Source organism: Streptomyces spinosus, assembly GCF_020400655.1.
GTDB lineage: Bacteria > Actinomycetota > Actinomycetes > Streptomycetales > Streptomycetaceae > Streptomyces > Streptomyces argyrophylli.
The window spans coordinates 252,914-279,330 of sequence record NZ_JAINRC010000010.1; the positions used below are offsets into that span (position 1 = coordinate 252,914).

The following is a 26,417-nucleotide window of genomic DNA, read 5'->3' on the forward strand; positions in this document are numbered from 1 at the left end:
GAGGAAAAGGGCAACGAGGTATGGACATCCCGCTCAGGACCCACGTGACGACGCAGGACCGCGCAAGGCCCCTGCGCTACAGCCGCACCTGGGACACCGGCGTCTCCAGCATCGCCGAGGCGAGAGACGCCGTCGCGGCCCTGCTGGCGCGGGCGCGGCCAAGGCCCGGGCGCCGCCCGCTGCAGGATGCCCAGCTCGTCGTCAGCGAACTCGTCACCAACGCGGCCAAGCACGCGCCCGGTCCGTGCGCGCTGCGTCTGGAGCTGCTGCCCGACGCGACCGCGCTGCGCATCTCCGTGACGGACACCTCCGGGGAACCGCCGCGGCGGCGTCCTCCCGATCCCCGGCGGGTCGGCGGCCACGGCCTGCACCTCGTGGGGATGCTCTCCCGCGGCCTGGACGTGACCTGGCTGACCCGCGGCAAGCGGGTCACCGCGACCGTGTCGCTCGGCCCGGCGACCGCCTGACGGCCGGCGGTCGCCGGCCCGTCAGGCGACCCTGATGCCGACGATGCACGTGTCGTCGTCGGTGTCCGACCTGCTGTAGGTGAGCAGCCGGTCCAGTTGCTGGTCCAGGGTGCTGGGCGCCGCGCGCGCCGTCTCCAGCAGATGCGACACCGACTCCTCCACCGAGCGGTCCCGGCGCTCGATCAGGCCGTCGGTGTACATCAGCAGGGTGTCCCCGGCGGCCAGCTGGAGCTCGGTCTCCTCGTAGCGCGCCTCCGGGACGGCACCCAGCAGCAGCCCCTTGACCGGGGGCAGCGCGGTGGCGTCCGCCTCCCGGACCAGCACCGGCGGCAGATGGCCCGCCCGTGCCCAGCGCAGGGTCCGCCGCTCGCCGTCGTACAGGCCGCACACAGCAGTCGCGGTGACGGCTCCCGTCAGATGGTGGGCGACGATGTTCAGCCAGGACAGCAGCTGCGCCGGGCCGGCGCCGGTCACCGCGAGGCCGCGCAGCGCGTTACGCAGGACGACCATGCTGGTCGCGGCCTCGATGCCGTGCCCGGCGACGTCGCCGACGCACAGCAGGACCAGTCCGGAGGGCAGCACCACGGCGTCGTACCAGTCGCCGCCGACCAGGTGCTCGGTCTCCGCGGGCCGGTAGCGCACCGCCACCTGGAGGCCGGACACCTGCAGCGGGGCCTGGGCCGGGGGCATGATGGCGTGCTGGAGCTGGAGGGTGAGCCGGTTGCGCTCCAGGGCCTGCTGCTCGGTGTGGGCGAGCTGGTCGCGGGTGGCGGCGAGGGCGACCTCGGTCCAGTGCTGGGCGGAGATGTCCTGGTAGGCGCCGCGGAGGCCGAAGAGCTGGCCGGCGGTGTCGAGGACGGGCTCGGCGACCACCCGGATGTGCCGGGTCACGCCGTCCGGGCGCAGCAGCCGGAAGGCGGCGGAGGCGGGCCTGCGGTGGTGCACCACGGTCCGCAGGAAGCGGCGCAGGACGACGGCGTCGTCGGGGTGGGCGTGGGCCGGCAGGTCCTGGAGCGCGACCGGGGGGCTTGTCGGCGGGCGGCCGTACAGGCTGAACAGCTGGCCGTTCCAGGTGATCTCGCCGGTGAGCAGGTTCTCCTCGAAACCGCCGATCCGGCCGAGCCGCTGGGCGTGCTGGAGCAGGCTGGCGAGCCGCGCGGTCTCGTCCTCGATGCGCCAGATCAGCAGCAGGCTGGTGCCGTGCCGGCTGATGCTGATGTCGGCGACGGCGGACAGCGGCACCTGGTCGACCAGCGCGGTCAGCCGCATCCGGCGGGCGCGGAACGGCTCGCCGGTGGCGTAGACCCGTTCCACCCGCTGGAACAGCTCGCTGTCACCGGCGGCCATCGGATAGGCCTCCAGCAGCAGGGCACCGCCCACGACCGCCCGGGGCCGGCCCGCCGGGTCCAGGAAGCGGCTGTTGACGTGCTGGATGCGGAAGTCGACCAGCTGTCCGGTGTCGTCGAGGTGCGGCACGAGCACCAGGGCCGGGTCGTGCAGCCCGTCGGCAAGGTCCATCAGCTCGACCACGTCGGGCAGCAGCCCGGGTTCCGGTCCGGTGCCGGGCGGCGGCACGAAGCTCTCCAGGGAGTGCGCGCACAGCTCGGCGAGGGCTTCCACCTGCCGGACGACGGGGCGCGGCAGCGGCTCCTCCGGCTTGTCCCAGGCGATCTCCAGGACGCCGTGGATCCGGCCGCCCGCCCCCGCGGGTACGGCGATCCGCGCGCCGTCGGCGTACTCGCGGCGGCCGATCGTGGGCAGCCCGGACCCGGCGAGCGACGGCAGCCACTGCCCGTCGGGCTCGGTCAGGCCCCGCCGGGCCACGGTGGCCACGTCGGGCGGGACGTAGTGCCAGCGGGCCGCCTCGCCCGGCGGGAAACCGGCGCTGCCGGCGAGGGTCAGCGAGCCGTCGGAGCCGGCCGACCAGATGGCGACGGCGACCGCGCCCAGCGGCCGCAGGGCGTGGTCGAGCAGGGAGTCGGCCATCGCCTGGGTGTCGTGCGCGGCCAGCACACCGCTCTCGGCGGCGCGCAGCCGTACGGCGGCGGACTCCTCGACGGGCCCGGACGGGTCCGCGGCGACGGACAGGAACGCCTCGGTGACCTCCGCGACGCGGTCCCGGGCCGCCTGGTTGATGACGTCCACCGCGAACTCCAGCGGCGTCACCTGTGCCTGCTCGGTGAGTTCGGCGAGCTGGCGGGCGGCCTGGGCGGGGCCGCAGCCGAGGCGTTCGACCAGGATGCCCTTGGCCAGTTCGATCAGCGCCCGGCCCTCCGCCTCGGCCTGCGCCGTCCGTACCTCGTGGCGCAGCCGCTCCACGGTGGCGGCGAGCCGGCCGACCGGGGTGGTGGCGGGCACGTCGGACGGCGCCGCGTCGGCGGCGGGGAGCTGGGCGGGCACGCCTGCCGGCGTGTCCGGTTCGTAGGCGTTCACCGGATCGGTACTCCTCGGCCTGCGGTCGGGCGGGCGCGCTGTGCCGTGCTCATGGCCGTGTTCATGCGGGCAGCCAGCGCCGGACACAGGCGATGAGGTCATGGGTGTCGACCGGTTTCGTGACGTAGTCGCTGGCGCCGGAGGCGAGGCTCTTCTCCCGGTCGCCCTGCATGGCCTTGGCGGTCACGGCGATGACCGGCAGGTCGGCGTACTGCGGCATCTTGCGGATCTCGGCCGTGGCGGTGTAACCGTCCATCTCGGGCATCATCACGTCCATCAGGACGAGTTCGACGTCCGGGTTGTGCACCAGCGTCTCGATGCCCTTGCGGCCGTTCTCCGCGTGCAGGACGCGGAAGCCGTGCAGTTCGAGGATGCCGCTGAGCGCGAACAGGTTCCGGGCGTCGTCGTCGACGACGAGGACGGTACGGCCGCGGGTGTGCTCGTCGACCGGCTGGGGTGCGGTGTGCTGGGTGTCGTCCCCGCGGACCAGGGTGAGCACCTCGCCGGGTTCCTCGGCGGACAGGTGCAGCGCGATGCGTTCGCGCAGCTCGTCCAGGCTGAACAGGTACTCCAGCGATCCGCCCGCGGTGTCCTCCACGAGGGGCTCGGTGCGGTGCGAGCCGTGCACCAGCACCGGGACACCCGTCAGGGCCGAGTCGGCGCGCAGCGCCTCCAGGAACCGGGCCGACTCCCCGTCGGGTACGCCGAGTTCCACGACGACGCAGTGGCAGGGTTCGGCGGCGAGGGCACCGGCCGCCTCCTGGGCGCCGACCGCGGTGATGATGTCGACGGGCGCGCCGTCGCCTTCGGTGCGGCCGGTCTCCAGGTCCCGGACCACGCTCTCGGCGACGAGCGTGAGCAGTCCGCGCGGGCGCTCCTCGACGACGAGCAGCCGGCGTGGCCGCTCCCGCCGCGCGAGGACCGGCGGCCGCTGCTGGACGGGACCGCCGTCCGGCGCGTCCGTGGCCCCGTGCCCGGTCTTGGGGATGGCGCGTCCGTTGCGCAGGAGTTCGTCGAAGTCGGGCCGGGCCACGGGGAGGAAGAGGGTGAAGGTGCTGCCCCGGCCGGGGGTGCTGTCCACGGTGACGGCGCCGCCGAGCAGGTGGGCGATCTCCCGGGTGATGGACAGACCGAGCCCGGTGCCGCCGTACTTGCGGCTCGTGGTGCCGTCCGCCTGCTGGAACGCGCCGAAGATGGTCTCCAGTTGCTGTTCGGGGATGCCGATGCCGGTGTCCTTCACCCGGAAGGCGACGACCGCTCCGCCGCGGACGACGCCGTCGGGCACCTCGTCGCCGCCGGCGGGTTCGACGCGCAGTTCGACGCTCCCCTGCTCGGTGAACTTCACCGCGTTGGACAGCAGGTTGCGCAGGATCTGCCGGAGCCGGGAGTCGTCGGTGAGCAGGTCGGCGGGGGCGCCGGGGGCCGTGGTGACGGTGAAGTCCAGGCTCTTCTGCGAGGTCATCGGGCGGAAGGTGGCCTCGACGTAGTCGATCAGCTGCCGCAGCGGGACCCGTTCGGGGCTGACGTCCATCTTGCCGGCCTCGACCTTGGACAGGTCCAGGATGTCGTTGATGAGCTGGAGCAGGTCGGAGCCGGCCGAGTGGATGATGCCCGCGTACTCGACCTGCTTCGGGGTGAGGTTGCGGGAGGGGTTCTGGGCGAGCAGCTGGGCCAGGATGAGCAGGCTGTTGAGCGGTGTGCGCAGCTCGTGGCTCATGTTGGCGAGGAACTCGGACTTGTACTTGGAGGCGAGCGACAGCTGCTGGGCGCGTGCCTCCAGTTCCTGCCGGGCCTGTTCGATCTGGAGGTTCTTGGCCTCGATGTCCCGGTTCTGCTCCGCCAGCAGCGAGGCCTTCTCCTCCAGTTCGGCGTTGGAGCGCTGCAGCTCCTCCTGCCGGGCCTGCAACTCCTCCGAGCGGAACTGCAGTTCGCTGGTCAGCCGCTGCGACTCCTCGAGCAGTTCGTCGGTGCGGGCGTTGGCGACGATGGTGTTGACGTTGATCCCGATGGTGTCCACCAGCTGCTGGAGGAAGTCCCGCTGGACGGCGGTGAACGGGGTGACGGCGGCCAGCTCGATGACGCCGAGGACCTGCTCCTCGAAGACGATCGGCAGCAGCAGCAGCGCGGTCGGCTCGACCTGTCCGAGCCCGGAGGAGATGGTGACGTATCCGGGCGGCAGCTCGTTCACGGCGATGGTGCGGCGGCTGCGCGCGGCCTGGCCGACCAGGGAGCGGCCGAACGCGATGCGGACGGGCCGGGTGTCCTCCTCGGGCCGGCCGTAGGAGCCGACGAGCCGCAGTTCGGGCCCGGACTCGTGCTCCTCGGCGAGGTAGAAGGCGCCGTACTGGGCGGACACCTGCGGCACCAGCTCGTCCATGATCAGCTCGGCGACGACCGGCAGGTCGCGGTGGCCCTGCATGAGGCCGGAGATGCGGGCGAGGTTGGTCTTGAGCCAGTCCTGTTCCTGGTTGGCCCGGGTGGTCTCGCGCAGGGACTCCACCATGGAGTTGATGTTGTCCTTGAGGTCGGCGACCTCACCGGAGGCGTCGACGGTGATGGAGCGGGTCAGGTCGCCCTCGGCGACGGCGCTGGCGACGTCGGCGATGGCGCGAACCTGACGGGTGAGGTTGCCGGCGAGTTCGTTGACGTTCTCGGTGAGGCGCTTCCAGGTGCCGGAGACGCCCTCGACCTCGGCCTGGCCGCCGAGCCGGCCCTCGGTGCCCACCTCCCGGGCGACCCGGGTCACCTCGTCGGCGAAGGCGGAGAGCTGGTCGACCATCGTGTTGATGGTGGTCTTCAGTTCGAGGATCTCGCCGCGGGCGTCGACGTCGATCTTCTTCGACAGGTCGCCCTTGGCCACGGCGGTGGTGACCAGCGCGATGTTGCGGACCTGGCCGGTGAGGTTGTTGGCCATGGAGTTGACGTTGTCGGTGAGGTCCTTCCACGTGCCGGCCACGTGGGGCACGTGCGCCTGGCCGCCGAGCCGGCCCTCGGTGCCCACCTCGCGGGCCACGCGGGTCACCTCGTCGGCGAACGCCGACAGGGTGTCGACCATGGTGTTGATCACATCGGCGAGGGCGGCGACCTCGCCCTTGGCCTCCACGGTGATCTTCTGGGAGAGGTCGCCCTTGGCGACGGCGGTGGCGACCTGGGCGATGGAGCGGACCTGGCCGGTGAGGTTGGAGGCCATCACGTTGACGTTGTCGGTGAGGTCCTTCCAGGTGCCGGCGACCCCGCGCACCTGCGCCTGACCGCCGAGCCGGCCCTCGGTGCCCACCTCGCGGGCCACGCGGGTCACCTCGTCCGCGAAGGCGGAGAGCTGGTCCACCATCGTGTTGATGGTGTTCTTCAGCTCCAGGATCTCGCCCCGCGCGTCCACCGTGATCTTCTGCGACAGATCACCCTGCGCCACCGCGGTGGCCACCTGGGCCACGTTGCGCACCTGCGCCGTCAGGTTCCCGGCCATGAAGTTGACCGAGTCCGTCAGGTCCCGCCAGGTGCCCTTGACCCCCTTGACGTCCGCCTGGCCGCCGAGCCGGCCCTCGGTGCCCACCTCGCGGGCCACGCGGGTCACCTCGTCCGCGAACGCGGAGAGCTGGTCCACCATCGTGTTGATGGTGCTCTTCAGCTCCAGGATCTCGCCCCGCGCGTCCACCGTGATCTTCTGCGACAGATCACCCTGCGCCACCGCGGTCGTGACCTGGGCCACGTTGCGCACCTGCGCCGTCAGGTTGCCGGCCATGAAGTTGACCGAGTCCGTCAGGTCCCGCCACACGCCGGCGACGCCGGGGACCTGGGCCTGGCCGCCCAGCCGGCCCTCGGTGCCGACCTCCTTGGCGACCCGGGTGACCTCGTCGGCGAAGGCGGACAGCTGGTCCACCATCGTGTTGACGGTTTCCTTCAGCTGCAGGATCTCACCGCGTGCGGGCACGTCGATCTTCTGGGACAGGTCGCCCTTGGCCACGGCCGTGGCGACCTGCGCGATGTCGCGCACCTGCGTGGTGAGGTTGCCCGCCATCGCGTTCACGGAGTCGGTGAGGTCGGCCCAGGTGCCGGAGACGCCCGGCACCTGCGCCTGTCCGCCGAGGGTGCCCTCGGTGCCCACCTCACGGGCCACCCGGGTGACTTCGGAGGTGAACACGGACAGCTGGTCGACCATGCCGTTGAAGACGGTGGCGATGTCGCCCATGAGCCCGGTGGAGTCGTCCGGCAGCCGGGTGCCGAAGTCCCCGTCGCGCACCGCGGTCAGTCCCGCGAGCAGCATTCTCAGTTCGTGGTCACCCGGGACAGCCTCGGTCGTCCCGGTCGCCTTGCCGGCCATGCGCACCCTCGATCCGCTCCCCTAGAGCCCCCGCGGCGAGGGCTCGGAACCGCGGCCGGGAGCACAGCGCGGCCCGGCCGGTGGTGTGTGCATTTCCGCAGTTCACGGATTTGCATGATGAGAAAAATACGTCGCAGGCTAACCCACCATCGCGGCCTCGGACAAAGCATCCGGCCAACCCCCGGCACCCGCGGAATTCACCGCCTCCACACAGGTGTGAAGGCGTACCGAGCGGGTACACGCACGAGTTTGCCCAAGGGCGTGATCAGCCGGACGCGCGCAGGAACCTCGCCAGGGGCGTGCCGAGCGGGGCCCGGCGGGGTTCGTCCGAGCGGGCCACCGCGGACGCCCAGTCCGGTGGCGTCTCGCCGTCCACCACGAACTCCAGCAGCAGGGGCCCGCGCCCGGCGAGCACGTCGGCCCAGACGGAGCCGACGTGCCGGGGCCGGTCGCAGCGGACGGCGGGCAGTCCGGCCAGACGTGCCCACTGCGCGTACGGCAGGGCGGGGACCTCGGCGGAGAGCGGGATCAGCGGGTCGCCGGCGGCGGCCCGGCGCTGCCAGGTCAGCCGGTTCAGGTCGCCGTTGTTGAAGACGCAGAACACCAGCGGGGGCAGCCCGGCCAGCTGCTCGAGGTGGCGGCGCACGGTGAGCAGTTCGTTCAGGCCGCCGCCCTGGAGGGCGCCGTCGCCGACGAGGGCGATCACCGGCCGGCCGGGGGCGGCGAACCGGGCGGCCACGGCGTAGGGGACGGCCGCGCCGGGCAGGCCGAGGTGGGCCGAGAGCAGGGAGCGCATGCCGGTCCGGAGCCGGAGGTGGCGGGTCCACCAGTCCAGTGAGGTGCCGGAGTCGGTGACGACGACGGCCCGGTCGGGCAGCCGCTCCGACAGCTCGGCGACGACCGAGCGGGGGTTGACCGACGTGCCGAAGTAGCGGCGGGACCTGGCCGCCCCCTCCTCGCGCCAGGCGCCGACGACCCGCTCGACCCGGCTGCGCCAGGCGCGGTCGGCGGTGTGGCGCAGCCGCGGGACGAGTGCTTCCAGGCAGGCCGTGACGTCGCCGGTCACCCGGACGGCCGGTGCCCCGTCCGGCAGCGGGCAGTCGTCGGGCTCCGGGTCCACGGCGACGGTCCGGCACCGGCCGGGGCCGGGCAGCAGGGCGGGGTCCAGGTCCTCGGCGCCGGCGAGCAGCAGCGTGTCGCACTCCCGCAGCAGGGTCGCGGCGGCCTCGCTGCCGAGCGGGCCGGCCACACCGGCCAGATACGGCAGGTCGTCGGGCAGCGCGTCCCGGGCCAGGGCCGTCGTGACGGCGCCGGCGCCCAGCAGCCGTACCACTTCGGCCACCTGGCCGGACGCCCGACGGCCCGCGTTCCCCACGACGACGACAGTCTTCCCGGCGCCGTCCAGCACCTCGGCCGCGCGCCGCAGGTCCTCCTCGGCGGGCGGTCGCGGGGGCGGCGGACCGGGCGGGGCGGCGGGCGGTGTCCCGGGCGCCGGGGCGGCGAGGACATGGCGGGGCACGACGAGGGCCGCCACTCCCCGGTCGGTGAGCGCGGCCCGCGCCGCCCGGTACAGGGCGTCGTCCATCAGCTCCGGCGCGGACACCTCCTCGCAGTACACGGAGACCTCCGCCAGGTGGCGCACCGGGTGGCCGCCGGTGTGCCGCGCGGCGGGGCCGGCGCCGACGAGGGCCAGCACGGGGGCACGGTCGGCCGCCGCGTCGTACAGCCCGCCCAGCAGCCGCAGCGATCCCGCGCCGGGCGGGGCGAGGCAGCAGCCGATGCCGCCGGTCAGCTTCGCCGTCGCGCAGGCCATGAGCGCGGCGGACTCCTCGCCGCGCGCCTGCACGAACCCGGGCGCCGTGGGCGCGCCGCGCAGCGCACCGACCAGCGGGTCCACCGCGAGTCCCGGTGTGCCGTACACCCGGTCCACACCCATGTCCCGCAGCCGGGCGGCGACCACCTCGGACACGTTCACCACGAAGGCCTCCCTGGGGACACGGCGCCCACTCGTCCGGGCCACCGGGTAGCCGCGCGCCCGCCCCCGCAAACGGGGCCGCGCGCCGGGCCGGACCGTTTCGGACGCGCGGAGCGGGGGCACCCGTGCCAGGCTCGGAGCAGAGCACCGAGAGTGAGGGTTCGAGCACGGGGCGGAGGGCGAGCACGCGGTGGCGGTGTCCGAGGAGCGGCAGGCGGGGCGGGGTGAGCGGTTGGTGACCGCGCTGGACCGCCGGCTGCCGGTCGCGTCCGCCGGCAAGGAGTTCCTGCGCAAGGCGTTCCCCGACCACTGGTCGTTCCTGCTGGGCGAGTTGGCGCTGTACAGCCTGGTGCTGCTGGTGCTGACGGGTGTCTGGCTGACGTTCTTCTTCCACCCCGGCATGACGGAACTGCCGTACACCGGCTCCTACCTGCCGTTGCGCGGCACCCTCACCAGCGAGGCGTACGCGTCGGTGCTGCACATCAGCTTCGACGTGCGCGGCGGGCTGCTGGTCCGCCAACTGCACCACTGGGCGGCGCTGGTGTTCGTCGCGGCGATCGGCGTGCACCTGCTGCGGATCTTCTTCACCGGGGCGTTCCGGCGGCCCCGGGAGGTCAACTGGACCATCGGGGTGACGCTGTTCCTGCTCGCCCTGCTGGAGGGGTTCTGCGGCTACTCGCTCCCCGACGACCTGCTGTCCGGCACCGGTCTGCGCACCTCGCAGGGCATCGTGCTGTCGATCCCCGTCGTCGGCACGTACCTGTCGTTCTTCGTCTTCGGCGGCCAGTTCCCCGGGCACGAGATCATCCCGCGGCTCTACGTCACCCACATCCTGCTGGTGCCCGGACTGCTGCTGGCGCTGGTCGCCGCGCACCTGACCTTCGTCGTCCACCACAAGCACACCCAGTGGGCGAAGCCCGGCCGCACCAACCGCAACGTGATCGGCAAGCCCCTGGTCCCGCAGTACACGGCGAAGTCCGTGGGTCTGTTCTTCATCCTGTCGGGTGTGCTGGCGGCGATGGCGGCGCTGTTCCAGATCAACCCGGTGTGGAGCTTCGGCCCGTACCGCGCCGACCAGGTCTCGCTGGACGCGCAGCCCGACTGGTACGTGGGGTATCTGGAGGGCGCGCTGCGGCTGATGCCGGGCTGGGAGACGGACTTCGCCGGGCACACGGTCGCCTGGGACGTGCTGCTGCCCGGTGTGGTGCTGCCCTCGGCGCTGTTCACGGCCCTGTACGGCTATCCGTTCTTCGAGCGCTGGCTCACCGGCCCACGGCCCGAGCAGCACCTGTGCGACCGGCCGCGGAACCAGCCCACGCGCACCGCCCTGGGCGCGGCCGCCGTCTCGGCGTACGGCGTGCTGCTGCTGGCGGGCGGGCAGGACGTGCTGGCCTACAAGTTCTCCCTGGACGTCGACTCGCTGGCCCGGATCTTCCGGACCGCGCTGTTCGCGGTGCCCTTCGTCACCTACCACACCACCAAGCGGGCCTGCCTCGGGCTGCAGGCCGCCGACCGGCGCAGGATGCTGGAGGGTGGGGCGACCGGCGAGGTGCGGCGCACGGCGGGCGGCGGCTACGAGGAGGCGCACACGCTGCTGTCCCCCGAGGAGGCCTACCGCATCCTCGTGCGGGACACGCCCCGGCCGCGCGCCGAGGGCACGGAGGCCTGGCGCTGGTTCCACCGGCACCGGCTGCGCAACGCCCTCAGCCGCTGGTACCTCGCCAAGAGCGTGGAGATGCCGGCCACCGCCTGGGAGAGGCGCCGGGTCGAGGTCGTACGGGCCGCTCCGGGCGAGGCGCCCGGGCAAGGCGACGAGTCGTGAACGAGGAGGCACCGCATGAGCGACGGCGCTGAGGGCCACGGGAACCTCCTGTACGGGCCGCAGCCGGACGTGGCCGGGGCGTCCGGTTATCCGGACGCCCCGCCGCGGATGGGCTTCTTCACCGACACCTCGGTGTGCATCGGCTGCAAGGCCTGCGAGGTCGCGTGCAAGGAGTGGAACGCCGTTCCGGAGGACGGTCTCCTGCTGACCGGCATGTCCTACGACAACACCCAGGGCCTCGGCGCCGACACCTGGCGGCACGTGGCCTTCATCGAGCAGCGCAAGCCGCTCGCCGGACAGGAACCGGGGGTCGCGCACGACGACGTCGACGTCTTCGCCGCCGCGTCCCGGCTCGGCACCGGCCCCGCCTCCCCGGGGCCGGGCGCCACCACTCCCCCGCCGGAGCGGGCTCCCGCCGGCGCGCCCGCCGGGGAGATCTCGCCCGTTGCCCCCGACGGGCGGACGGAGTTGCGCTGGCTGATGGCGTCGGACGTGTGCAAGCACTGCACGCACGCCGCCTGCCTGGACGTGTGCCCGACCGGCTCGCTGTTCCGCACCGAGTTCGGCACGGTCGTCGTCCAGGAGGACATCTGCAACGGCTGCGGCTACTGCGTGCCGGCGTGTCCGTACGGCGTGATCGACCAGCGCAAGGACGACGGCCGGGTGTGGAAGTGCACGCTGTGCTACGACCGGCTCGGCGTCGGCATGGAACCGGCCTGTGCGAAGTCCTGCCCGACGGACTCCATCCAGTTCGGCCCGCTGGAGGAGTTGCGGGAGCGCGCGCAGGCGCGGGTGGCCCAGCTGCACGCGGCCGGTGTGACCGACGCCCGTCTGTACGGCGAGAGCCCGGACGACGGGGTCGGCGGCGACGGCGCGTTCTTCCTCCTGCTGGACGAGCCGGAGGTGTACGGACTGCCCCCGGACCCGGTGGTCACCACCCGGGACCTGCCCGACATGTGGCGGCACGCGGCGCTGGCCGCCGTCTCGCTGGTCGCGCTCGCCGCCGGGAGCTTCCTGCGGAGGCCGCGATGAGCGAGTCCGACGTGACACGGGACGGGGTACGGCACGCGCGGCCCGACCGGGAGGCGCCGACGGGGGTGCGCGCGGGGCGCCGGCGGCGCCGGCGCGGGCGGGGCGAGCAGCCGATGGTGCCGGACGCCGAGTTCTCGTCGTACTACGGCAGGCCCGTCCTCAGGAAGCCGACCTGGAAGCCGCTGGACATCGCCGGGTACCTGTACCTGGGCGGGCTGGCCGGGGCCTCCTCGCTGCTGGCGGCGGGAGCCGGGGTCACGGGGCGGCCGGCACTCGGCAGGGTGGCCAAGCTGGGCGCGGCCGGCGGCATCACGCTGTCGCTGGCGGCGCTCGTGCACGACCTGGGGCGCCCGGCCCGGTTCCTGAACATGCTCCGGGTGTTCAAGCCCACCTCTCCGATGAGTGTCGGCTCCTGGATCCTGAGCGGGTACGCGCCGCTGGCCCTGGCGGCCGCGGCGACCGAGGTGGCGGGCCGGTACCGGCTGGTGGGCTCGGCCGCCACGGCGGGTGCCGCCGTGCTCGGCCCCGCCGTGGCGACGTACACCGCGGTGCTGCTGTCGGACACGGCGGTGCCGTCCTGGCACGAGGGCTACCGGCAGCTGCCGTTCGTGTTCGCGGGTTCGGCGGCCACGGCGGCCGCCGGTCTCGCCCTGGTCGCGGCGCCCCCCGCACAGGCCGGGCCGGCACGGCGGATGGCGGCGCTGGGGGCCGTGCTGGAACTGGGCACCTTCCAGGTGATGCGGCAGCGGATGGGGCTGTCCGCGGAGCCCTTCGAGCAGGGGAAGCCGCATCGGCTGCTGCGGGCGGCGGAGGCCCTGACGGCGGGCGGAGCCGCCCTGGCCGTGCTCTCGGCCCGGGTACGGGACCGGCGTCTGGCCGTAGCGGCGGGAGCGGCCCTCCTGACCGGTTCGGCGGCGCTGCGCTTCGGCGTCTTCCACGCCGGGGTGGCCTCCGCGGAGGACCCCCGGTACACGGTCGTCCCCCAGCGGGAGAGGCTCCGGGAGGCGAACGGCTGACGACGCAGGCGCGGCCACCGGCGGCGCGCGGGGTGCGAAGCCACCGACGGCGTGCCGGCATGCCGGGCGGCGGCCGTTTCCCGGCCGCCCCCTTCCCCCCAGCTCCCGCCCCCTGGGCATCCGGGCCGAGCCCTAACCGATACCCTCCCCGTCGATCAGCTGCCCCTGGGCGACGAGTCGTTCAGCCAGGTCGGGCAGGCTGGTGGCCTCGATGGCGGCGGGGAGGCAGGTGACCGGGTAAGGCTCGGGAGTGCGCCGCACCCAGGCGGTGGCGAGGCCGGCGCGGGCCGCGCCGTCGATGTCCCAGGGGTGTATCGACACCAGCGCGACCTCGTCGGCCGGGACGCCCACGGCCGCCACGGCGTGGGCGTAGGCCTCCCGGGCGGGCTTCCAGCGGCCCACCGCCTCGACGTCGAGGTGTGTCTCGAAACAGTCGGTCAGTCCTGCCCGTTCGATGACCGCGCGGGTGGTGCCGGCGGAGCCATTGGTGAGGGTGACCAGGCGGTACCCGGCGGCGCGCAGGGCCCGGACGCCGTCGGGGACGTCCGGCTGAAGGGGCAGCCGGGGCAGCGCGGCGAGGACGTCCTCCGCCGTCTCCTCGGGGTCGGCCACGCCCCGCGCCGAGGCCGCGAGCGTCCGCAGTCCGTCACGGGCCACGTCGCCGAAGGACGCGTGGCCCCCGGCCAGGCTCAGGGCGATCCCGTCCCGCAGCACCCCGGCGAACCAGGCCGGGAGCGACTCTTCCGGCAGTCCGGCCCGCGCCATCAGCCGCGCGAGCGGCGACAGGTCGGTGAGCGTTTCGTTGACGTCGAACACGAGGACGCGGGGGCGTCCGTCACCGGACAAGAAGATCGCCTCCTCCCGGGTGGCCGGCGGGGCCGGCCAGGGCCTCGCGTTCCTCGCGGTTCACCCAGGACCACGTTACCGCCGCCGCCGCGATGCCGACGGGCAGCATGCCGACGATCATGGCGAGCCCGGCCACGGTGTGGCCGGCGGCGACCATGCCCACCGCCGGGAGGTCGAGCAGCGGCGCGGCGAGGAACAGGTACAGGCAGCGGCCGGGGTCGTCCAGCCGGTGCCGGGTGCGGGCGGCGGCCGGCAGCCAGAACAGCACCGCGGCCGCGAGCAGGACGGGTTCGGTGACCCGCGCCCCGCCGGGCGGTGCGAGGCCCACGGCATCGCCGAGGACGGTCCAGGCGTGCGTGAGGACCAGCAGGGGCAGGGCCACGCCCGCCGGGACGCTGATCCGCTCCCAGAGCGGGGAGTGCCGCAGGCACCGCACGGCCGCCGGGACCACCGCGGCGACGAGGACGGCCGACCAGGCCATCGCCGCCACGGACGCGTGCGCCGAGTGCTCCACGGCGCCTCACTTCTCCCGCGCCGTCGTGCCGCGCACCACGAGGGCGACGGACAGCATCAGCAGCGGCACGGCCACGACGAGCAGCCAACGGCCGTAGACGAGGCAGAGCCCGACCAGCAGCAGGCCGACCGCGCCGGGCAGCACGCCGCCCGCGCCCCTGTCGGGCACCCGGTAGCGGACGTGCTGGTCGGGCCGCGCACGGGAGGAGACGAGGACGGCGAGGGCGAACAGCTGAAGGACGAGGACGACGCCGCCCCACAGCCAGTACGTCATCGTGTTCTCGCGGTAGATGGCCAACACCACGAGGAGCAGGCCGTTGAGCACGCCCCAGCCGGCGACCAGGACGGCGGGCAGGTGCCGTCTCATGCGGTGCCCCCTCCCGTCCTGCGGTCCAGCAGCGGGGCGAAACTCGTGACGGGCGGCAGCGGGCGGTCCGCGGGGAAGTTGAGGCGCGGCGGCGGCGAGGTGGTGGCCCACTCCAGGGTGTGGCCCTCCCACGGGTCGTCCCCGGCCGGCTCGGCACGGCCCAGGTGACGGCGTCGCAGCGTCCACAGGACGTTGACGACGAACACCGTCATGCCCGCGGCGAGGAAGGCCGCGCCGATACTGGCGAGCAGGTTCAGCAGGCCGAAGCCGTCGAACGTGGCGTAGGTGACGACCCGGCGCGGCATGCCGAGGTAGCCGAGGGCGAACATCGGCAGGAAGGTGAGGTTGGTGCCGACGACCAGCAGCCAGAAGTGCAGACGGCCCATGCGTTCGTCCAGCAGGGTGCCGGTGACCTTCGGGAACCAGTAGTGGACGGCCGCGAACAGGCCGAAGGCGCTGCCCGCGAACAGCACGTAGTGCAGGTGGGCGACGACGAAGTAGCTGTCGGTGACGTGGTAGTCGATCACCGGGGTGCCGACCATGATGCCGGTGAGCCCGCCGATCAGGAACTGCGGGACGAAGGCGAGCGCGAACAGCATGGGGACGCGCAGCCGCAGCCGGCCGCCCAGGATCGTGCCCAGCATGCCGAAGTACTCCACACCCGCGGGCACCAGCAGCGCGATGGAGGTCAGGGAGTAGTAGTCGTTGGCGGCCTGCCCGGTGGCGAACATGTGGTGGCCCCACACGCTCATCGACAGGGCGGCGAACACCAGCAGGGACAGGGCCGTGCCCCGGTAGCCGAAGAAGCGGCGACCGGAGAACACCGCCAGCACCTCGGCGACGGCCGCGAGGTACGGGAAGAACATCACGTACACGACCGGATGGCCGTAGAACCAGAAGATGTGCTGGTAGCCGATGTTCCAGACGTTGGAAGCGAAGACGTCCGGGTCGGCCCGGCCCACCCCGAGCAGCACCATCGCGGCCAGCAGCGCCGGGAAGGAACCGATCACCATCAGGCAGGTGGCGATCATCGACCAGCAGAAGACGGGCAGGCGCAGCATGGTCATGCCGCGGGTGCGGCGGCGCAGGACGGTCCACAGCACCGCCCAGCCCATCAGGATGCTTCCGGTCACGGCGAGGCTGACGCCCACGATCCACAGGTCGGGGCCGGTGCCCGGCGAGTGCACGCTGTCGGCCATGGGCGGGTACGAGAACCAGCCGTCGGCGTGCGCTCCGGTGGGCGTGGCGAAGCCGGCCAGCATGGTGAGCGCGCCGAGCACGTACAGCCAGTAGCCGAGCAGGGTCAGCCGGGGCAGCGCGATGCCGGGGGCGCCGATCTGCAGGGGCACCAGGTAGACGCCCAGGCCGATGGCGAACGGCGTCATGACCGTGTAGATCATGCCCGAGCCGTGCATGGTGAACAGCTGGTTGTACAGGTGGGCGGCGAGGAAGGTCTCCTCGGGCTGCGCGAGCTGGGCGCGCATGAGGAGCGCGAAGACACCGTCGACCAGCAGGAGCACCAGGGAGGTGCCGATGGTGAGCAGGCCGATGCGCTTGTGGTCGGTGGTGGAGACCCAGCCGAGCCAGCTGCCGGGCGTGACGGGCCGGCCGGCGTCGCCGCGCTGGGCGTCGGTGTCCGGGGCGAGCGTCATGCCGCGGCCGTCCCGCCGTGCGCCCAGCGGTCGTACTCCCGGGGGGATACCGCCTTGATCCAGAAGTCCATGGTCCAGTGCCGCTGTCCGCAGAACTCGGCGCACCGGCCGCGCCAGCGGCCCGCCCGGTCCAGGGTGAGCGTGAAGGTGTTCACGTGGTCGGGGAAGGCGTCCATCTTGTAGCGCAGGCCGGGCACCCAGAGGGAGTGGATGACGTCCCGTGAGGTGAGCCGGAGCTGTACGGTGCGGCCGGTCGGGACGACGAGCGTGGGCATGTCCTTGCCCTTGCAGGTCCCGGTGACCCGGCGGTGGTCCGCGGACCGCGGGTAGCGGAAGTCCCAGCACCACTGGAAGCCGGTGACGTCGACGCGCAGGGGCTCGCGAGGAGCGGCGGGGTGTTCCTCGTGGTTCTGCCAGGCCGTCCAGGTGACCAGGAAGACGGCGAAGGCGGCGAGGGCGCCGACGTAGAAGGCCTCCACGCGCGGCCGCTCGGAGCGCTCGGTCGTCCGGGCGTGCCGGCGCAGCAGCGACCAGGCCAGCACGGCGAGGACGACGAGGAACACACCGCCCGCGATGACGGCTTCGAGTGTGAACACGGTCCCGAAGACGTGCCGCTGCCTCACCGTGCGACCGCCGTCGCCCCGCTGCGCCTGACCGTCATCGCGATCGCTCCCGTCACTCGTTCGGGACCGTGACCACCCGGACATTACGGGCACCCCCTCCGGTCCGTCCGCCGACACACCGCAAGCGGCGGAGTCCCCCGGGACGCGTCACTCCCGCCTGCCGGATCCGTTTGCCCGTGACCGGCGGGGGTACCCCGTCGCCGGTCACGGCCGGAGATGCCGTGACCGCGGGAGTGCGGGACAATCGACGGACCGAGTGGGAGGAGGAGTCGTGGGCGTGCGCACCTGGATCGACTCCTGGCCTGTCTACCGCCAGCTCACCGGCACGGATCCGCTCGGCCGCGGCGCCGCCGCGAAGAGCGGGCACAGCGCGCGGCTCACGCCCCGGGTCGCCTCGGCCGACCGGGTGGTGAAGTCCGTCTGCCCGTACTGCGCCGTCGGCTGCGGCCAGAACGTGTACGTGCAGGACGAGAAGGTCACCCAGATCGAGGGCGACCCCGACTCCCCTATCTCGCGCGGCCGGCTGTGCCCCAAGGGCGCGGCGAGCCTCCAGCTGACCACCGGGGACGCCCGCGAACACCAGGTCCTCTACCGGCGCCCGCACGGCACCGAGTGGGAGCGGCTGGACCTGGACACGGCGATGGACATGATCGCCGACCGGGTGATCGCCACGCGCCGGGACGGCTGGCAGTGGGAGGCCGACGGGACCCGCACCCGGCGCACCCTGGGCATCGCGAGCCTGGGCGGGGCGACGCTCGACAACGAAGAGAACTACCTGATCAAGAAGTTGTTCACCGCGCTCGGAGCGATCCAGATCGAGAACCAGGCGCGCGTTTGACACTCCTCCACCGTTCCCAGTCTGGGAACCTCGTTCGGACGCGGCGGCGCGACCACCTTCCAGCAGGACCTGCAGAACGCGGACTGCATCGTCATCGAGGGCTCGAACATGGCCGAGTGCCATCCGGTCGGGTTCCAGTGGGTGATGGAGGCCAAGGCGCGGGGCGCGAAGCTGATCCACGTCGATCCGCGCTTCACCCGCACCAGCGCGCTCGCCGACCTGCACGTGCCGCTGCGCGCGGGCACGGACATCGCCTTCCTCGGCGGCATCATCAACTACGTGCTCCGGCAGGAGAAGTACTTCCGTGACTACATCGTGGCGTACAGCAACGCCCCGATGATCCTGCGGGAGGACTTCCGGGACACCGAGGACCTGGCCGGCGTCTTCTCCGGCCTGGACACCGACAGCCACTCGTACGACAGCAACAGCTGGCAGTACGAGGGGTCCGAGGTCCAGGCGGCCTCCGGCGAGCGCGACCAGGAGTACGAGGAGCGCAGCGACGGCGGCAGTTCGGTGACCGAGGCGGCCCGCGGCGAGGCGCACGGCGCCGGTGGCGCGGTGATCGGCGAGGGCGAGCCGGAGCGCGACGAGACCCTGACCCACCCGCGGTGCGTGTTCCAGGTGCTGAAACGGCACTACGCCCGGTACACGCCGGAGATGGTGGAGCGGATCTGCGGGGTGCCGCAGGAGCTGTTCCGGCAGGTGTGCGAACTGGTCACGGAGAACTCCGGGCGCGAGCGCACGACCGCGTTCGCCTACGCGGTCGGATGGACCCAGCACACGGTGGGCGTGCAGTACATCCGGGCGGCCTCCGTGCTGCAGACCCTGCTCGGCAACATCGGCCGGCCCGGCGGCGGCATCCTGGCGCTGCGCGGGCACGCCTCCATCCAGGGATCCACGGACATCCCGACGCTGTTCAACCTGCTGCCCGGCTACATCCCGATGCCGCACGCCCACCAGAACCAGGACCTGGAGGCCTTCGTCGAGGCCGAGGCCACGCACAAGGGCTACTGGGGCAACATGCGCTCCTACCTGGTGAGCCTGCTCAAGGCGTACTGGGGTGACGCGGCGACGGCGGAGAACGACTTCTGCTTCGACTACCTGCCGCGGCTCACCGGCTCGCACTCGACGTACGAGACGACGATGGCCCAGCTGGAGGGCGTCTGCAAGGGCTACTTCCTCATCGGCGAGAACCCGGCCGTGGGCAACGCCAACTCCAAGCTGATGCGGCTCGGCATGGCCAACCTGGACTGGCTGGTCGTGCGGGACTTCTCCCTGATCGAGTCGGCGACCTGGTGGAAGGACGGCCCGGAGATCGAGACCGGGGAGCTGCGCACGGAGGACATCGGCACCGAGGTGTTCTTCCTGCCTGCCGCCGCGCACACCGAGAAGGACGGCAGCTTCACCAACACCCAGCGGCTGCTCCAGTGGCACCACCAAGCGGTCGAGCCGCCCGGCGAGGCGCGCAGCGACCTGTGGTTCACGTACCACCTCGGGCGGATCATCCGGCAGAAGCTCGCCGGGTCCGGCGACGAGATGGACCGGCCGGTGCTCGACCTCGCCTGGGACTATCCGACGAAGGGCCGGCTTGCCGAGCCGGACGCGGAGGCCGTCCTCGCCGAGGTCAACGGCCATGACGCCGAGGGCAACCCGCTGTCGTCGTACGAGCAGCTGAAGCCCGACGGCTCCACCGCCTGCGGCTGCTGGATCTACTGCGGTGTGTACGCCGACGGCGTCAACCAGGCGGCCCGCCGCAAGCCGGGCCGGGAGCAGGACTGGGTGGCGGCCGAGTGGGCGTGGGCCTGGCCGGCCAACCGGCGCATCCTGTACAACCGGGCTTCCGCCGACCCCGGGGGCAGGCCGTGGAGCGAGCGCAAGGCGCTGGTGTGGTGGGACCCGGACAAGGGCGAGCAGGGCGAGTGGACCGGGCACGACGTCCCCGACTTCAAGAAGGACAAGGCGCCGGACCACGAGCCGGCCGAGGACGCGTCCGGTCCGGAGGCCCTGTCCGGCACGGACCCGTTCATCATGCAGGCCGACGGCAAGGCGTGGCTGTACGTGCCGTCCGGACTCACCGACGGACCGCTGCCGGCGCACTACGAGCCGCAGGACTCCCCGTTCCCGAACCTGCTCTACGACCAGCAGCGCAATCCGGTACGGCAGTTGCTGCCGCCGCACCCGGACAACCGCTACCAGCCGAGCGGTGACGAGCCCGGCTCCGGGGTGTTCCCGTACGTGGCCACCACCTACCGGCTCACCGAGCACCACACGGCGGGCGGGATGTCCCGCTGGCAGCCGTACCTCGCCGAACTCCAGCCGGAGTTCTTCTGCGAGGTCTCCCCGGAGCTGGCCGCCGAGCGGGGCCTGGCGCACACCGGATGGGCGACGATCGTCAGCGCGCGGGGTGTGATCGAGGCGCGGGTGCTGGTGACCGACCGGATGACCCCGCTGACGGTGCACGGCCGCCGGCTGCACCAGGTGGGGCTGCCGTACCACTGGGGTCCGAACGGCTACAGCACCGGGGACGCGGCCAACGAGCTGCTGCACCTGTCCCTGGACCCGAACACGCACATCCAGGAGACGAAGGCGTTCGCCGTCGACATCCGCGCGGGCCGACGGCCCCGGGGTCCGGCGTCCCTGGCACTGGTGCGGGCCTACCGGATCCGGGCGGGCATCGACGAGCACACGGGCACGGAGCCGTGAGCGGAATGCGCGGTGCGGCCGGGTGAGCGGCTGAGCGGCTGAGCGGCTGAGCGGCTGAGCGGGTCCTACCTGAGCACGACGGTGTGGGCCCCGCGCGGTACCAGTTCCCCGACCACCGGCGCCCCGGGCACCTCGCCGGCGACGAGCAGTCCGCCGGAGGTCTGGGCGTCGGCGAGCAGCAGCCGGGTGTCCGCGTCGGTGTCCCCGAAGTCGGTGTGCGGCGCGACCCACTCCAGGTTCCGCCGGGTGCCGCCGCTGACGTACCCGTCCCGTACGGCCTCCCGGGCGCCCTCCAGGTACGGCACGGCGGCGGTGTCGACCACGGCCGTGACGCCCGAGGCCCGGGCCAGCTTGTGCAGATGGCCGAGGAAGCCGAACCCGGTGACGTCGGTGGCGCACTCGGCGCCGGCGGCCAGCGCCGCCTCGGACGCGTCGCGGTTGAGGGCCGCCATCGTGGCGACGGCGTGCGCGAACCGCTCGCCGGTGGCCTTGTGGCGGTTGTTCAGGACGCCGATGCCGAGCGGCTTGGTCAGCGACAGCGGCAGCCCGGGCCGGCCGGCGTCGTTGCGCAGCAGCCGCGCCGGATCGGCGATGCCGGTGACGGCCATGCCGTACTTGGGCTCGGGGTCGTCGACGCTGTGCCCGCCGCCGACGTGGCAGCCCGCCTCGGTGGCGATGTCCAGTCCGCCGCGCAGCACCTCGCGGGCGAGTGCGAACGGGAGCCGGTCGCGCGGCCAGGCGAGCAGGTTGACGGCCAGCACCGGCCGGCCGCCCATCGCGTACACGTCGGACAGGGCGTTGGCGGCGGCGATCCGGCCCCAGTCGTAGGGGTCGTCCACGACCGGGGTGAAGAAGTCGGCCGTGGACACGAGGGCGGTCCCCCGGTGCGTGACGACGGCCGCGTCGTCACCGGTGGCGAGGCCGACGAGCAGCGGGGTGTCGCCGCCGGCGAGCGGCGGTGCGGTCAGCCCGGCGACCACCTCCTCCAGCTCCCCGGGCGGGATCTTGCAGGCGCAGCCGCCGCCGTGGGCGAACTGCGTGAGCCGTACGGGCGCCTGACGGGCCGGTGTCGTTGTCATACCGGTGGTCTCCTGGGGCATTAGCCTGACGAGCGGTGGAGGCGTGTGGGTGCCTGGTGGCCCTCCCGGTCTTCAAAACCGAGGTGCCCGAGGATCTCGGGCAGGCGGGTTCGATTCCCGTCCGCCTCCGTTCCCCTCCCCCGGCGCCGTTCGGCAGCGCCGGCGCTGGTCGTCGACGCGTTCCGTGTACCCGCGGGCGTCCAGGAACTCCAGCAGCGGTACGGCCACCCGGCGGGTGGTGTCGAGCGCGCGCCGGGCCTCGCTGAGCGTGAACGGCTGGGGCAGCGCGCGCAGGACGGCGGCGGCGTCGGCGTCCGCGCCGGGCAGCAGCACGATCCCGTCGGCGATGCGGAGCAGGGCTCCCGCCGCGGCGGCGGCGGCCGACGCCCGGCGGTCGAGCCCCAGTTCGGCGAGCCGCCCGGCCTCCGGGGCGCGGAACGGGGCGCGGGCGAGATCCCGGCGCAGGGCGTCCACGGCGGCGCGGACCGGCGCGGGCAGGGCCGGTGCGGAGCTGTCCGCGGGGTGCAGGCGGCCCTGCTCCGCCCGCAGCCGGGGCTGTGCCGCCGCCAGCGCGTCGACCAGGGCGCGGTCGGGCAGGCCGAGCAGCCGGCGGGCCGCCTCGGTGGGCAGGCCCGGGTCCAGCGGGTGGGCGCGGGCGTGCTCCAGGACGTGGCCGGCCAGCCGCTCCTTCAGCAGGCTCCAGTGCGCCGCGTCGGCGAGCCAGTCCCCGGCGACGGGGTCGGCGGGCGCCGGGACGCCCATCGCCCGCAGGTCCGCGCGGCGGACGAGCCTGCGGCGGCGCAGTTCGGCGGCGCCGTCCGGACGGCCGGTCATCGTCTCCAGCTCGGCCGCGCGGGCCCGGCCGGCGCCGCGCCGGGTCAGCCGGGGCGGCCGTACGTCGAGGACGGTGACGCCGCGGGGCGGGCGGGTGCCACCGGGTTCGCGCAGCACCGCGCGGTCGCCGACCCGCAGGGGCAGACCGCGGCGCAGGGTGAGCCGGGCGGTGTCCGGGCCGAGCGGGCGGACGGTCACCGGCACGGCGGCCGTCCCGATGTGCAGGGTGACGTTCCGGGGCAGGTCGGCCACCGGCTCCCCGGTGACCCGTACGTCGGCCACCTCGGTGCTCAGCCAGCGCTCCGGGGTGAGCAGCACCTGGCCGCGGCCCAGGGCGGTGTCCCCCTGGCCGTGGACGTTCACGGCGACGCGGGCCACCGCGCCGACGGCCGTCCGCTCCTCGTGCAGGCTCTGCAGGCCGCGCACCCGCACGGCCGATCCGTCCGGGGTGACCAGCCGGTCGCCGACGCGCAGGGTGCCCGCGCCGAGGGTGCCGGTCACCACGGTGCCGTGGCCCCGGACGGTGAACGCCCGGTCGAGCCACAGGCGCACGTCGGCGTCGGTGTCGGGCGCGGGCAACCCGGCGGCCATCCGGGCCAGTTCGGCACGCAGTTCGTCGAGTCCCGCGCCGGTGACCGCGCTGACCGCGACCTGAGGCACCTTGCCGAGGGAGGTGCCGGCCAGCCGCTCGACGGCGTCGGCGCGGACCGGCTCGGGGTCGGCGAGGTCGCTGCGGGTCACCGCGAGGACCGCGTGCCGGACGCCGAGCGCGTCCAGGAGGGAGAGGTGCTCCTGCGACTGGGGCTGCCAGCCCTGGTCGGCGGCGACCACGAACAGCACGGCGGGTACGGGGCCGACACCGGCGAGCATGGTCGGCACGAACCGCTCGTGACCGGGTACGTCGACGAACGCCAGGTGGTCCGTGCCGAGCCGGGTCCACACGAAGCCCAGGTCCAGGGTGAGTCCGCGGCGCCGCTCCTCCTCGTACCGGTCGGGCTCCATGCCGGTGAGGGCGCGGACCAGCGCGGACTTACCGTGATCGACGTGTCCGGCGGTGGCGAGAACGCGCATCACACCTCCCTGTCGCGGGCGGCCGGCGTCACGCTCCGGACGCCCGGCCCCGCGCCGTTCCCCTCACGCGGACGCCGGAGCGGGCGGCCCCGCCTTCCGCGCCCCTCGACGACCAGCATCACACCGTCCACGCCTCCACGGGGACCCCCGGCTCCCCTCGCCCCTCCGCGCGGACCCGGCAGGGTGTCCCCCGCCTCACCTTCCGCGCCCTTCCACGGCGGGCCGCGCCGCCCGCACGGCCTCGGCCAGCCGGTCGTCGTCCCGCGGTGGCACCGCCCTCAGGTCCAGCAGGCAGCGCCCCGTCTCCAGGCGGCCGAGGACCGGGACACGGCCGGTGCGCAGCGCGGCGGCGTACGGTTCGGGCAGCGAGAGCGCGGCGCTCGGCAGGGTGACACCGGGGGCGCCCCCGCCGCCGACCGTCGCGGCGCTCTCGACGGCCACGACGTCGATCCCGTCGGCGGCCAGCCCCGCGGCCAGCCGGTCGGCGCGGGCCCGCAGCAGGGCCGGGTCGGCGGTGAGGGCGAGCGCGGTCGGGGTGGGCGGGCCGGTGAGGGTGGCCTCCAGGGCGGCCAGGGTCAGCTTGTCGACGCGCAGGGCGCGGGCCAGCGGGTGCCGGGCCAGGGCGCGGACCAGGTCCTCCCGGCCGAGCAGCAGCCCGCACTGGGGTCCGCCGAGCAGTTTGTCGCCGCTCGCGGTGACGAGCGCGGCACCGGCGCGCAGCTGGGTGTCGGCGTCGGGCTCCTCGGGCAGGGCCGGGTGGGGCGCGAGCAGCCCGGAGCCGATGTCGACGACGACCGGCACGCCGAGGCCGGCGAGGTCGGCGACCTCGGCGGACCGGGTGAAGCCGGTGATCCGGAAGTTGGACGGGTGGACCTTCAGCACGAACCCGGTGTCCGGTCCGACGGCGGCCGCGTAGTCGGCGGGGACCGTGCGGTTGGTCGTACCGACCTCCCGGAGCCGGGCACCGGTGGAGACGAGCAGGTCGGGCAGGCGGAAGCCGTCGCCGATCTCCACCATCTCGCCCCGGCTGACCACGATCTCCTTGCCGGCCGCGAGGGCGGTGGCGGCGAGCACGAGGGCGGCGGCGCCGTTGTTGACGACGTGGGCGGCGCCGGCAACCGGCACCGCGTCGCGCAGGGCGGCGAGCGCGGAGCGTCCTCTGCGGGCCCGGACACCGGTCGTCAGGTCGAGTTCGACGTCGGTGGGACCGGCCGCTTCCTGGACGGCCCGCCGGGCCGCGGCGGACAGCGGCGCCCGGCCGAGGTTGGTGTGCAGCAGCACGCCGGTGGCGTTGAGCACCGGGCGCAGGCCGCTCGCGGTGCCGGGCAGCAGGTCCAGGGCCGTCCGCGGGACCTGTTCCGGTGGGATGCCGCCCGCGCGGGCCCGCTCCTGCGCCTGCCGCACGGCGGCCTTCACCCGGTGCGTGCCGAGCCGTTCCACCGCCTCGGCGAGCCGGGGGTCGCGCAGGAGGGTGTCGGTGCGCGGGATGCGGCGGCGTGCGTCGCCGGCCGCTTCCCGCTGCCGGGGCGGGTCCGTGGTCACGGGAGCGCCGCGCGCGCCGTCCTCGGCTGTCCCTCCTGGTACCGGCCGCTGTTCCATGCCGCCCCTGTCCTCCCGGTCCGGCCCTGTGCCCGTACGGACTCGGCCCATCGTCTCCCAGTGCCCCCGGCGGGCCGTCCGACACGCCGGAACGGACGTTGGCGGTGGCCGTCACCCGGGTACTCGGCGCGGCATGAAGGACCACGAGGACAAGCGACAGGACGAGAACGCGACGGCGGCCGAGCGGGCCGCGCGCCGGGAGCGCGAGGCGGACCGCGAGCGCGCCGCGTCCCGGCCGTTCGACTACCCCTACCCGGAGCGCCGGGCGAACGTCCGGGCCCGGCGGCACATCAGCGAGGCCCAGGCCGCCGCGGACACACCGCCGGGGATTCCCGGCGGCTACGGCACGACGGGTGGCGGCCAGCCCGGTGCCACCGGTGCCGCCCACCCGCCGTCCCCGGAGCACCGCACCACGTCGGCGGGGACGCCGGCCGCGGAGCCGGGCAGTGACGACGAGGGGCCGGTGAACCGCTCCGAACGCTGAGGGGCGGCAGTGACGAGGGGCCTGCGGAAGACTCACGGTGTCCGCGGGGGGTCCAAGCTTCGCCATGACCCCGGTCCGGCTCGGCGCGGCGAGCGCGCCGACGCCGTCCGCGGCGGCGACGGTCGCCACCACGGACGTCAGCAGTGCGCAGAGCACACCGCCCGCCGGCTGGAACCGCGGGGCCGCCCCGATGATGCGTACCGCACCGCGAGGTGCGTGCCGGGCGCGGCCGGCAGGTCCCGGGGGAGCATGCCGCGCAGGAGGGCGGTGATCGTGCCGCGGGGGTGGCGGGCGGGCCCCGGCTCCGGCCCGCCCGGTGCCCCGGTCGGGCTCGCCGTCAGCGGACCTCGGAATCGATGCCGGTGATCACCGCGGGCCCGAGCGGTGCCGTCCGCTCGTCGAGCCCCGCCTGCTGGAGCGCGGAGCCCGCGAGCCTGCGGGCCTCCTCCTCGGCGTGCCGGCCGGTGTCCGCGTCCACGGTCAGGCGCAGGGTGAAGGTGTTGTCGTCGTTGACGCTGAGCGCGTCCAGGTCCTCGGCGCTGCCCAGGTGCGTGCCGTGCGGATCGGCGGGCCGGAGCGCCTGGGCCAGCCGGGTGCGGGTGTCGGCCTCGATCCCGGTGGTGAAGGTGCCGGGGACGCTGATCACGTAGGTCGTCATGAGACGGTCCTTTCCTCGGGCGTACGCCCGTCTACCCCGATTCGCGGACTTCGCACAGGGGCGGCGCGCGCGTCCGCGGGCGTC

The 26,417-nt window shown here is 73.9% G+C and carries 17 protein-coding genes, 1 tRNA gene and 1 pseudogene; 7 read left to right on the forward strand and 12 right to left on the reverse strand.

Going from position 1 to position 26,417, the window contains the following annotated elements:
- Window positions 1–20 precede the first annotated feature (20 nt).
- Window positions 21–467, forward strand: a complete 447-nt coding sequence (locus LG395_RS20445) for an ATP-binding protein (RefSeq protein ID WP_225810760.1) — start codon at window positions 21–23, stop codon at window positions 465–467.
- 21 nt (window positions 468–488) lie between these two features.
- Here LG395_RS20445 and LG395_RS20450 read toward each other — a convergent pair whose 3' ends face one another.
- The 3 genes from LG395_RS20450 to LG395_RS20460 form a co-directional block, all read right to left on the reverse strand.
- Window positions 489–2,900, reverse strand: coding sequence for a SpoIIE family protein phosphatase (locus LG395_RS20450; protein ID WP_372463445.1), 2,412 nt, complete (start codon window positions 2,898–2,900; stop codon window positions 489–491).
- Between the two features lie 61 nt (window positions 2,901–2,961).
- Entirely contained in the window at window positions 2,962–7,221 is a 4,260-nt protein-coding gene (locus tag LG395_RS20455; RefSeq protein WP_171159090.1) for a HAMP domain-containing protein, read from the reverse strand.
- Window positions 7,222–7,486: 265 nt separating this feature from the next.
- Complete coding sequence (locus tag LG395_RS20460) at window positions 7,487–9,199, reverse strand: thiamine pyrophosphate-binding protein (RefSeq protein WP_225810761.1); 1,713 nt, start codon at window positions 9,197–9,199, stop codon at window positions 7,487–7,489.
- Window positions 9,200–9,428: 229 nt separating this feature from the next.
- Here LG395_RS20460 and qcrB point away from each other — a divergent pair, with 229 nt between their 5' ends.
- From qcrB to nrfD, 3 genes are read left to right on the forward strand one after another with little or no spacing between them, the layout of a single operon-like run.
- Window positions 9,429–11,018, forward strand: a complete 1,590-nt coding sequence (gene qcrB, locus LG395_RS20465; protein ID WP_225810819.1) for a cytochrome bc1 complex cytochrome b subunit — start codon at window positions 9,429–9,431, stop codon at window positions 11,016–11,018.
- A 15-nt stretch (window positions 11,019–11,033) separates the two neighbouring features.
- Window positions 11,034–12,050 (forward strand): 4Fe-4S dicluster domain-containing protein, encoded by a 1,017-nt coding sequence (locus LG395_RS20470; protein WP_171159089.1) that lies wholly within the window; start codon window positions 11,034–11,036, stop codon window positions 12,048–12,050.
- A complete protein-coding gene (gene nrfD, locus LG395_RS20475; RefSeq protein ID WP_171159088.1) occupies window positions 12,047–13,066 on the forward strand; it encodes an NrfD/PsrC family molybdoenzyme membrane anchor subunit in 1,020 nt (339 codons plus the stop codon). Before LG395_RS20470 ends, nrfD begins: the two co-directional genes overlap by 4 nt.
- 132 nt (window positions 13,067–13,198) lie before the next feature.
- Here nrfD and LG395_RS20480 read toward each other — a convergent pair whose 3' ends face one another.
- From LG395_RS20480 to LG395_RS20500, 5 genes are read right to left on the reverse strand one after another with little or no spacing between them, the layout of a single operon-like run.
- Window positions 13,199–13,912: a haloacid dehalogenase type II gene (locus tag LG395_RS20480; protein WP_225810762.1), complete on the reverse strand. Its 714-nt coding sequence runs from the start codon at window positions 13,910–13,912 to the stop codon at window positions 13,199–13,201.
- Window positions 13,902–14,426 (reverse strand): hypothetical protein, encoded by a 525-nt coding sequence (locus tag LG395_RS20485; RefSeq protein WP_225810763.1) that lies wholly within the window; start codon window positions 14,424–14,426, stop codon window positions 13,902–13,904. The genes LG395_RS20480 and LG395_RS20485 overlap by 11 nt, the downstream gene beginning before the upstream one ends.
- Before the next feature lie 6 nt (window positions 14,427–14,432).
- On the reverse strand, window positions 14,433–14,792 hold the full coding sequence (locus LG395_RS20490; protein ID WP_171159086.1) for a hypothetical protein: 360 nt from the start codon (window positions 14,790–14,792) through the stop codon (window positions 14,433–14,435).
- Window positions 14,789–16,444, reverse strand: coding sequence for a cytochrome c oxidase subunit I (locus LG395_RS20495; RefSeq protein WP_225810764.1), 1,656 nt, complete (start codon window positions 16,442–16,444; stop codon window positions 14,789–14,791). The genes LG395_RS20490 and LG395_RS20495 overlap by 4 nt, the downstream gene beginning before the upstream one ends.
- A complete protein-coding gene (locus LG395_RS20500; RefSeq protein ID WP_225810765.1) occupies window positions 16,441–17,040 on the reverse strand; it encodes a cytochrome c oxidase subunit II in 600 nt (199 codons plus the stop codon). The genes LG395_RS20495 and LG395_RS20500 overlap by 4 nt, the downstream gene beginning before the upstream one ends.
- Before the next feature lie 298 nt (window positions 17,041–17,338).
- Between LG395_RS20500 and fdh the strand changes: the two genes are divergently transcribed.
- Window positions 17,339–20,608 carry a formate dehydrogenase gene (gene fdh / locus LG395_RS20505; RefSeq protein ID WP_225810766.1) on the forward strand — a complete coding sequence of 1,090 codons (3,270 nt, stop codon included), beginning with the start codon at window positions 17,339–17,341 and terminating at the stop codon, window positions 20,606–20,608.
- Window positions 20,609–20,673: 65 nt separating this feature from the next.
- Here the strand turns inward: fdh and selD are convergent, their stop codons facing one another.
- Complete coding sequence (selD, locus tag LG395_RS20510; RefSeq protein ID WP_171159083.1) at window positions 20,674–21,687, reverse strand: selenide, water dikinase SelD; 1,014 nt, start codon at window positions 21,685–21,687, stop codon at window positions 20,674–20,676.
- Between the two features lie 37 nt (window positions 21,688–21,724).
- On the opposite strand from selD, the gene LG395_RS20515 reads away from it, so the two are divergent.
- Window positions 21,725–21,817: transfer RNA gene (locus LG395_RS20515), tRNA-Sec, on the forward strand.
- A 20-nt stretch (window positions 21,818–21,837) separates the two neighbouring features.
- Here the strand turns inward: LG395_RS20515 and LG395_RS20520 are convergent.
- Both LG395_RS20520 and selA read right to left on the reverse strand, forming a co-directional pair.
- Window positions 21,838–23,592, reverse strand: a pseudogene (locus tag LG395_RS20520) (SelB domain-containing protein); the annotation flags it as partial.
- Window positions 23,593–23,787: 195 nt separating this feature from the next.
- Window positions 23,788–25,191, reverse strand: a complete 1,404-nt coding sequence (selA, locus tag LG395_RS20525; protein ID WP_225810767.1) for an L-seryl-tRNA(Sec) selenium transferase — start codon at window positions 25,189–25,191, stop codon at window positions 23,788–23,790.
- 133 nt (window positions 25,192–25,324) lie between these two features.
- On the opposite strand from selA, the gene LG395_RS20530 reads away from it, so the two are divergent.
- Window positions 25,325–25,675: a hypothetical protein gene (locus tag LG395_RS20530; protein ID WP_225810768.1), complete on the forward strand. Its 351-nt coding sequence runs from the start codon at window positions 25,325–25,327 to the stop codon at window positions 25,673–25,675.
- A 337-nt stretch (window positions 25,676–26,012) separates the two neighbouring features.
- On the opposite strand, the gene LG395_RS20535 is transcribed toward LG395_RS20530, so the two are convergent.
- Window positions 26,013–26,333, reverse strand: coding sequence for a hypothetical protein (locus LG395_RS20535; protein ID WP_171159080.1), 321 nt, complete (start codon window positions 26,331–26,333; stop codon window positions 26,013–26,015).
- Window positions 26,334–26,417: the final 84 nt, after the last annotated feature.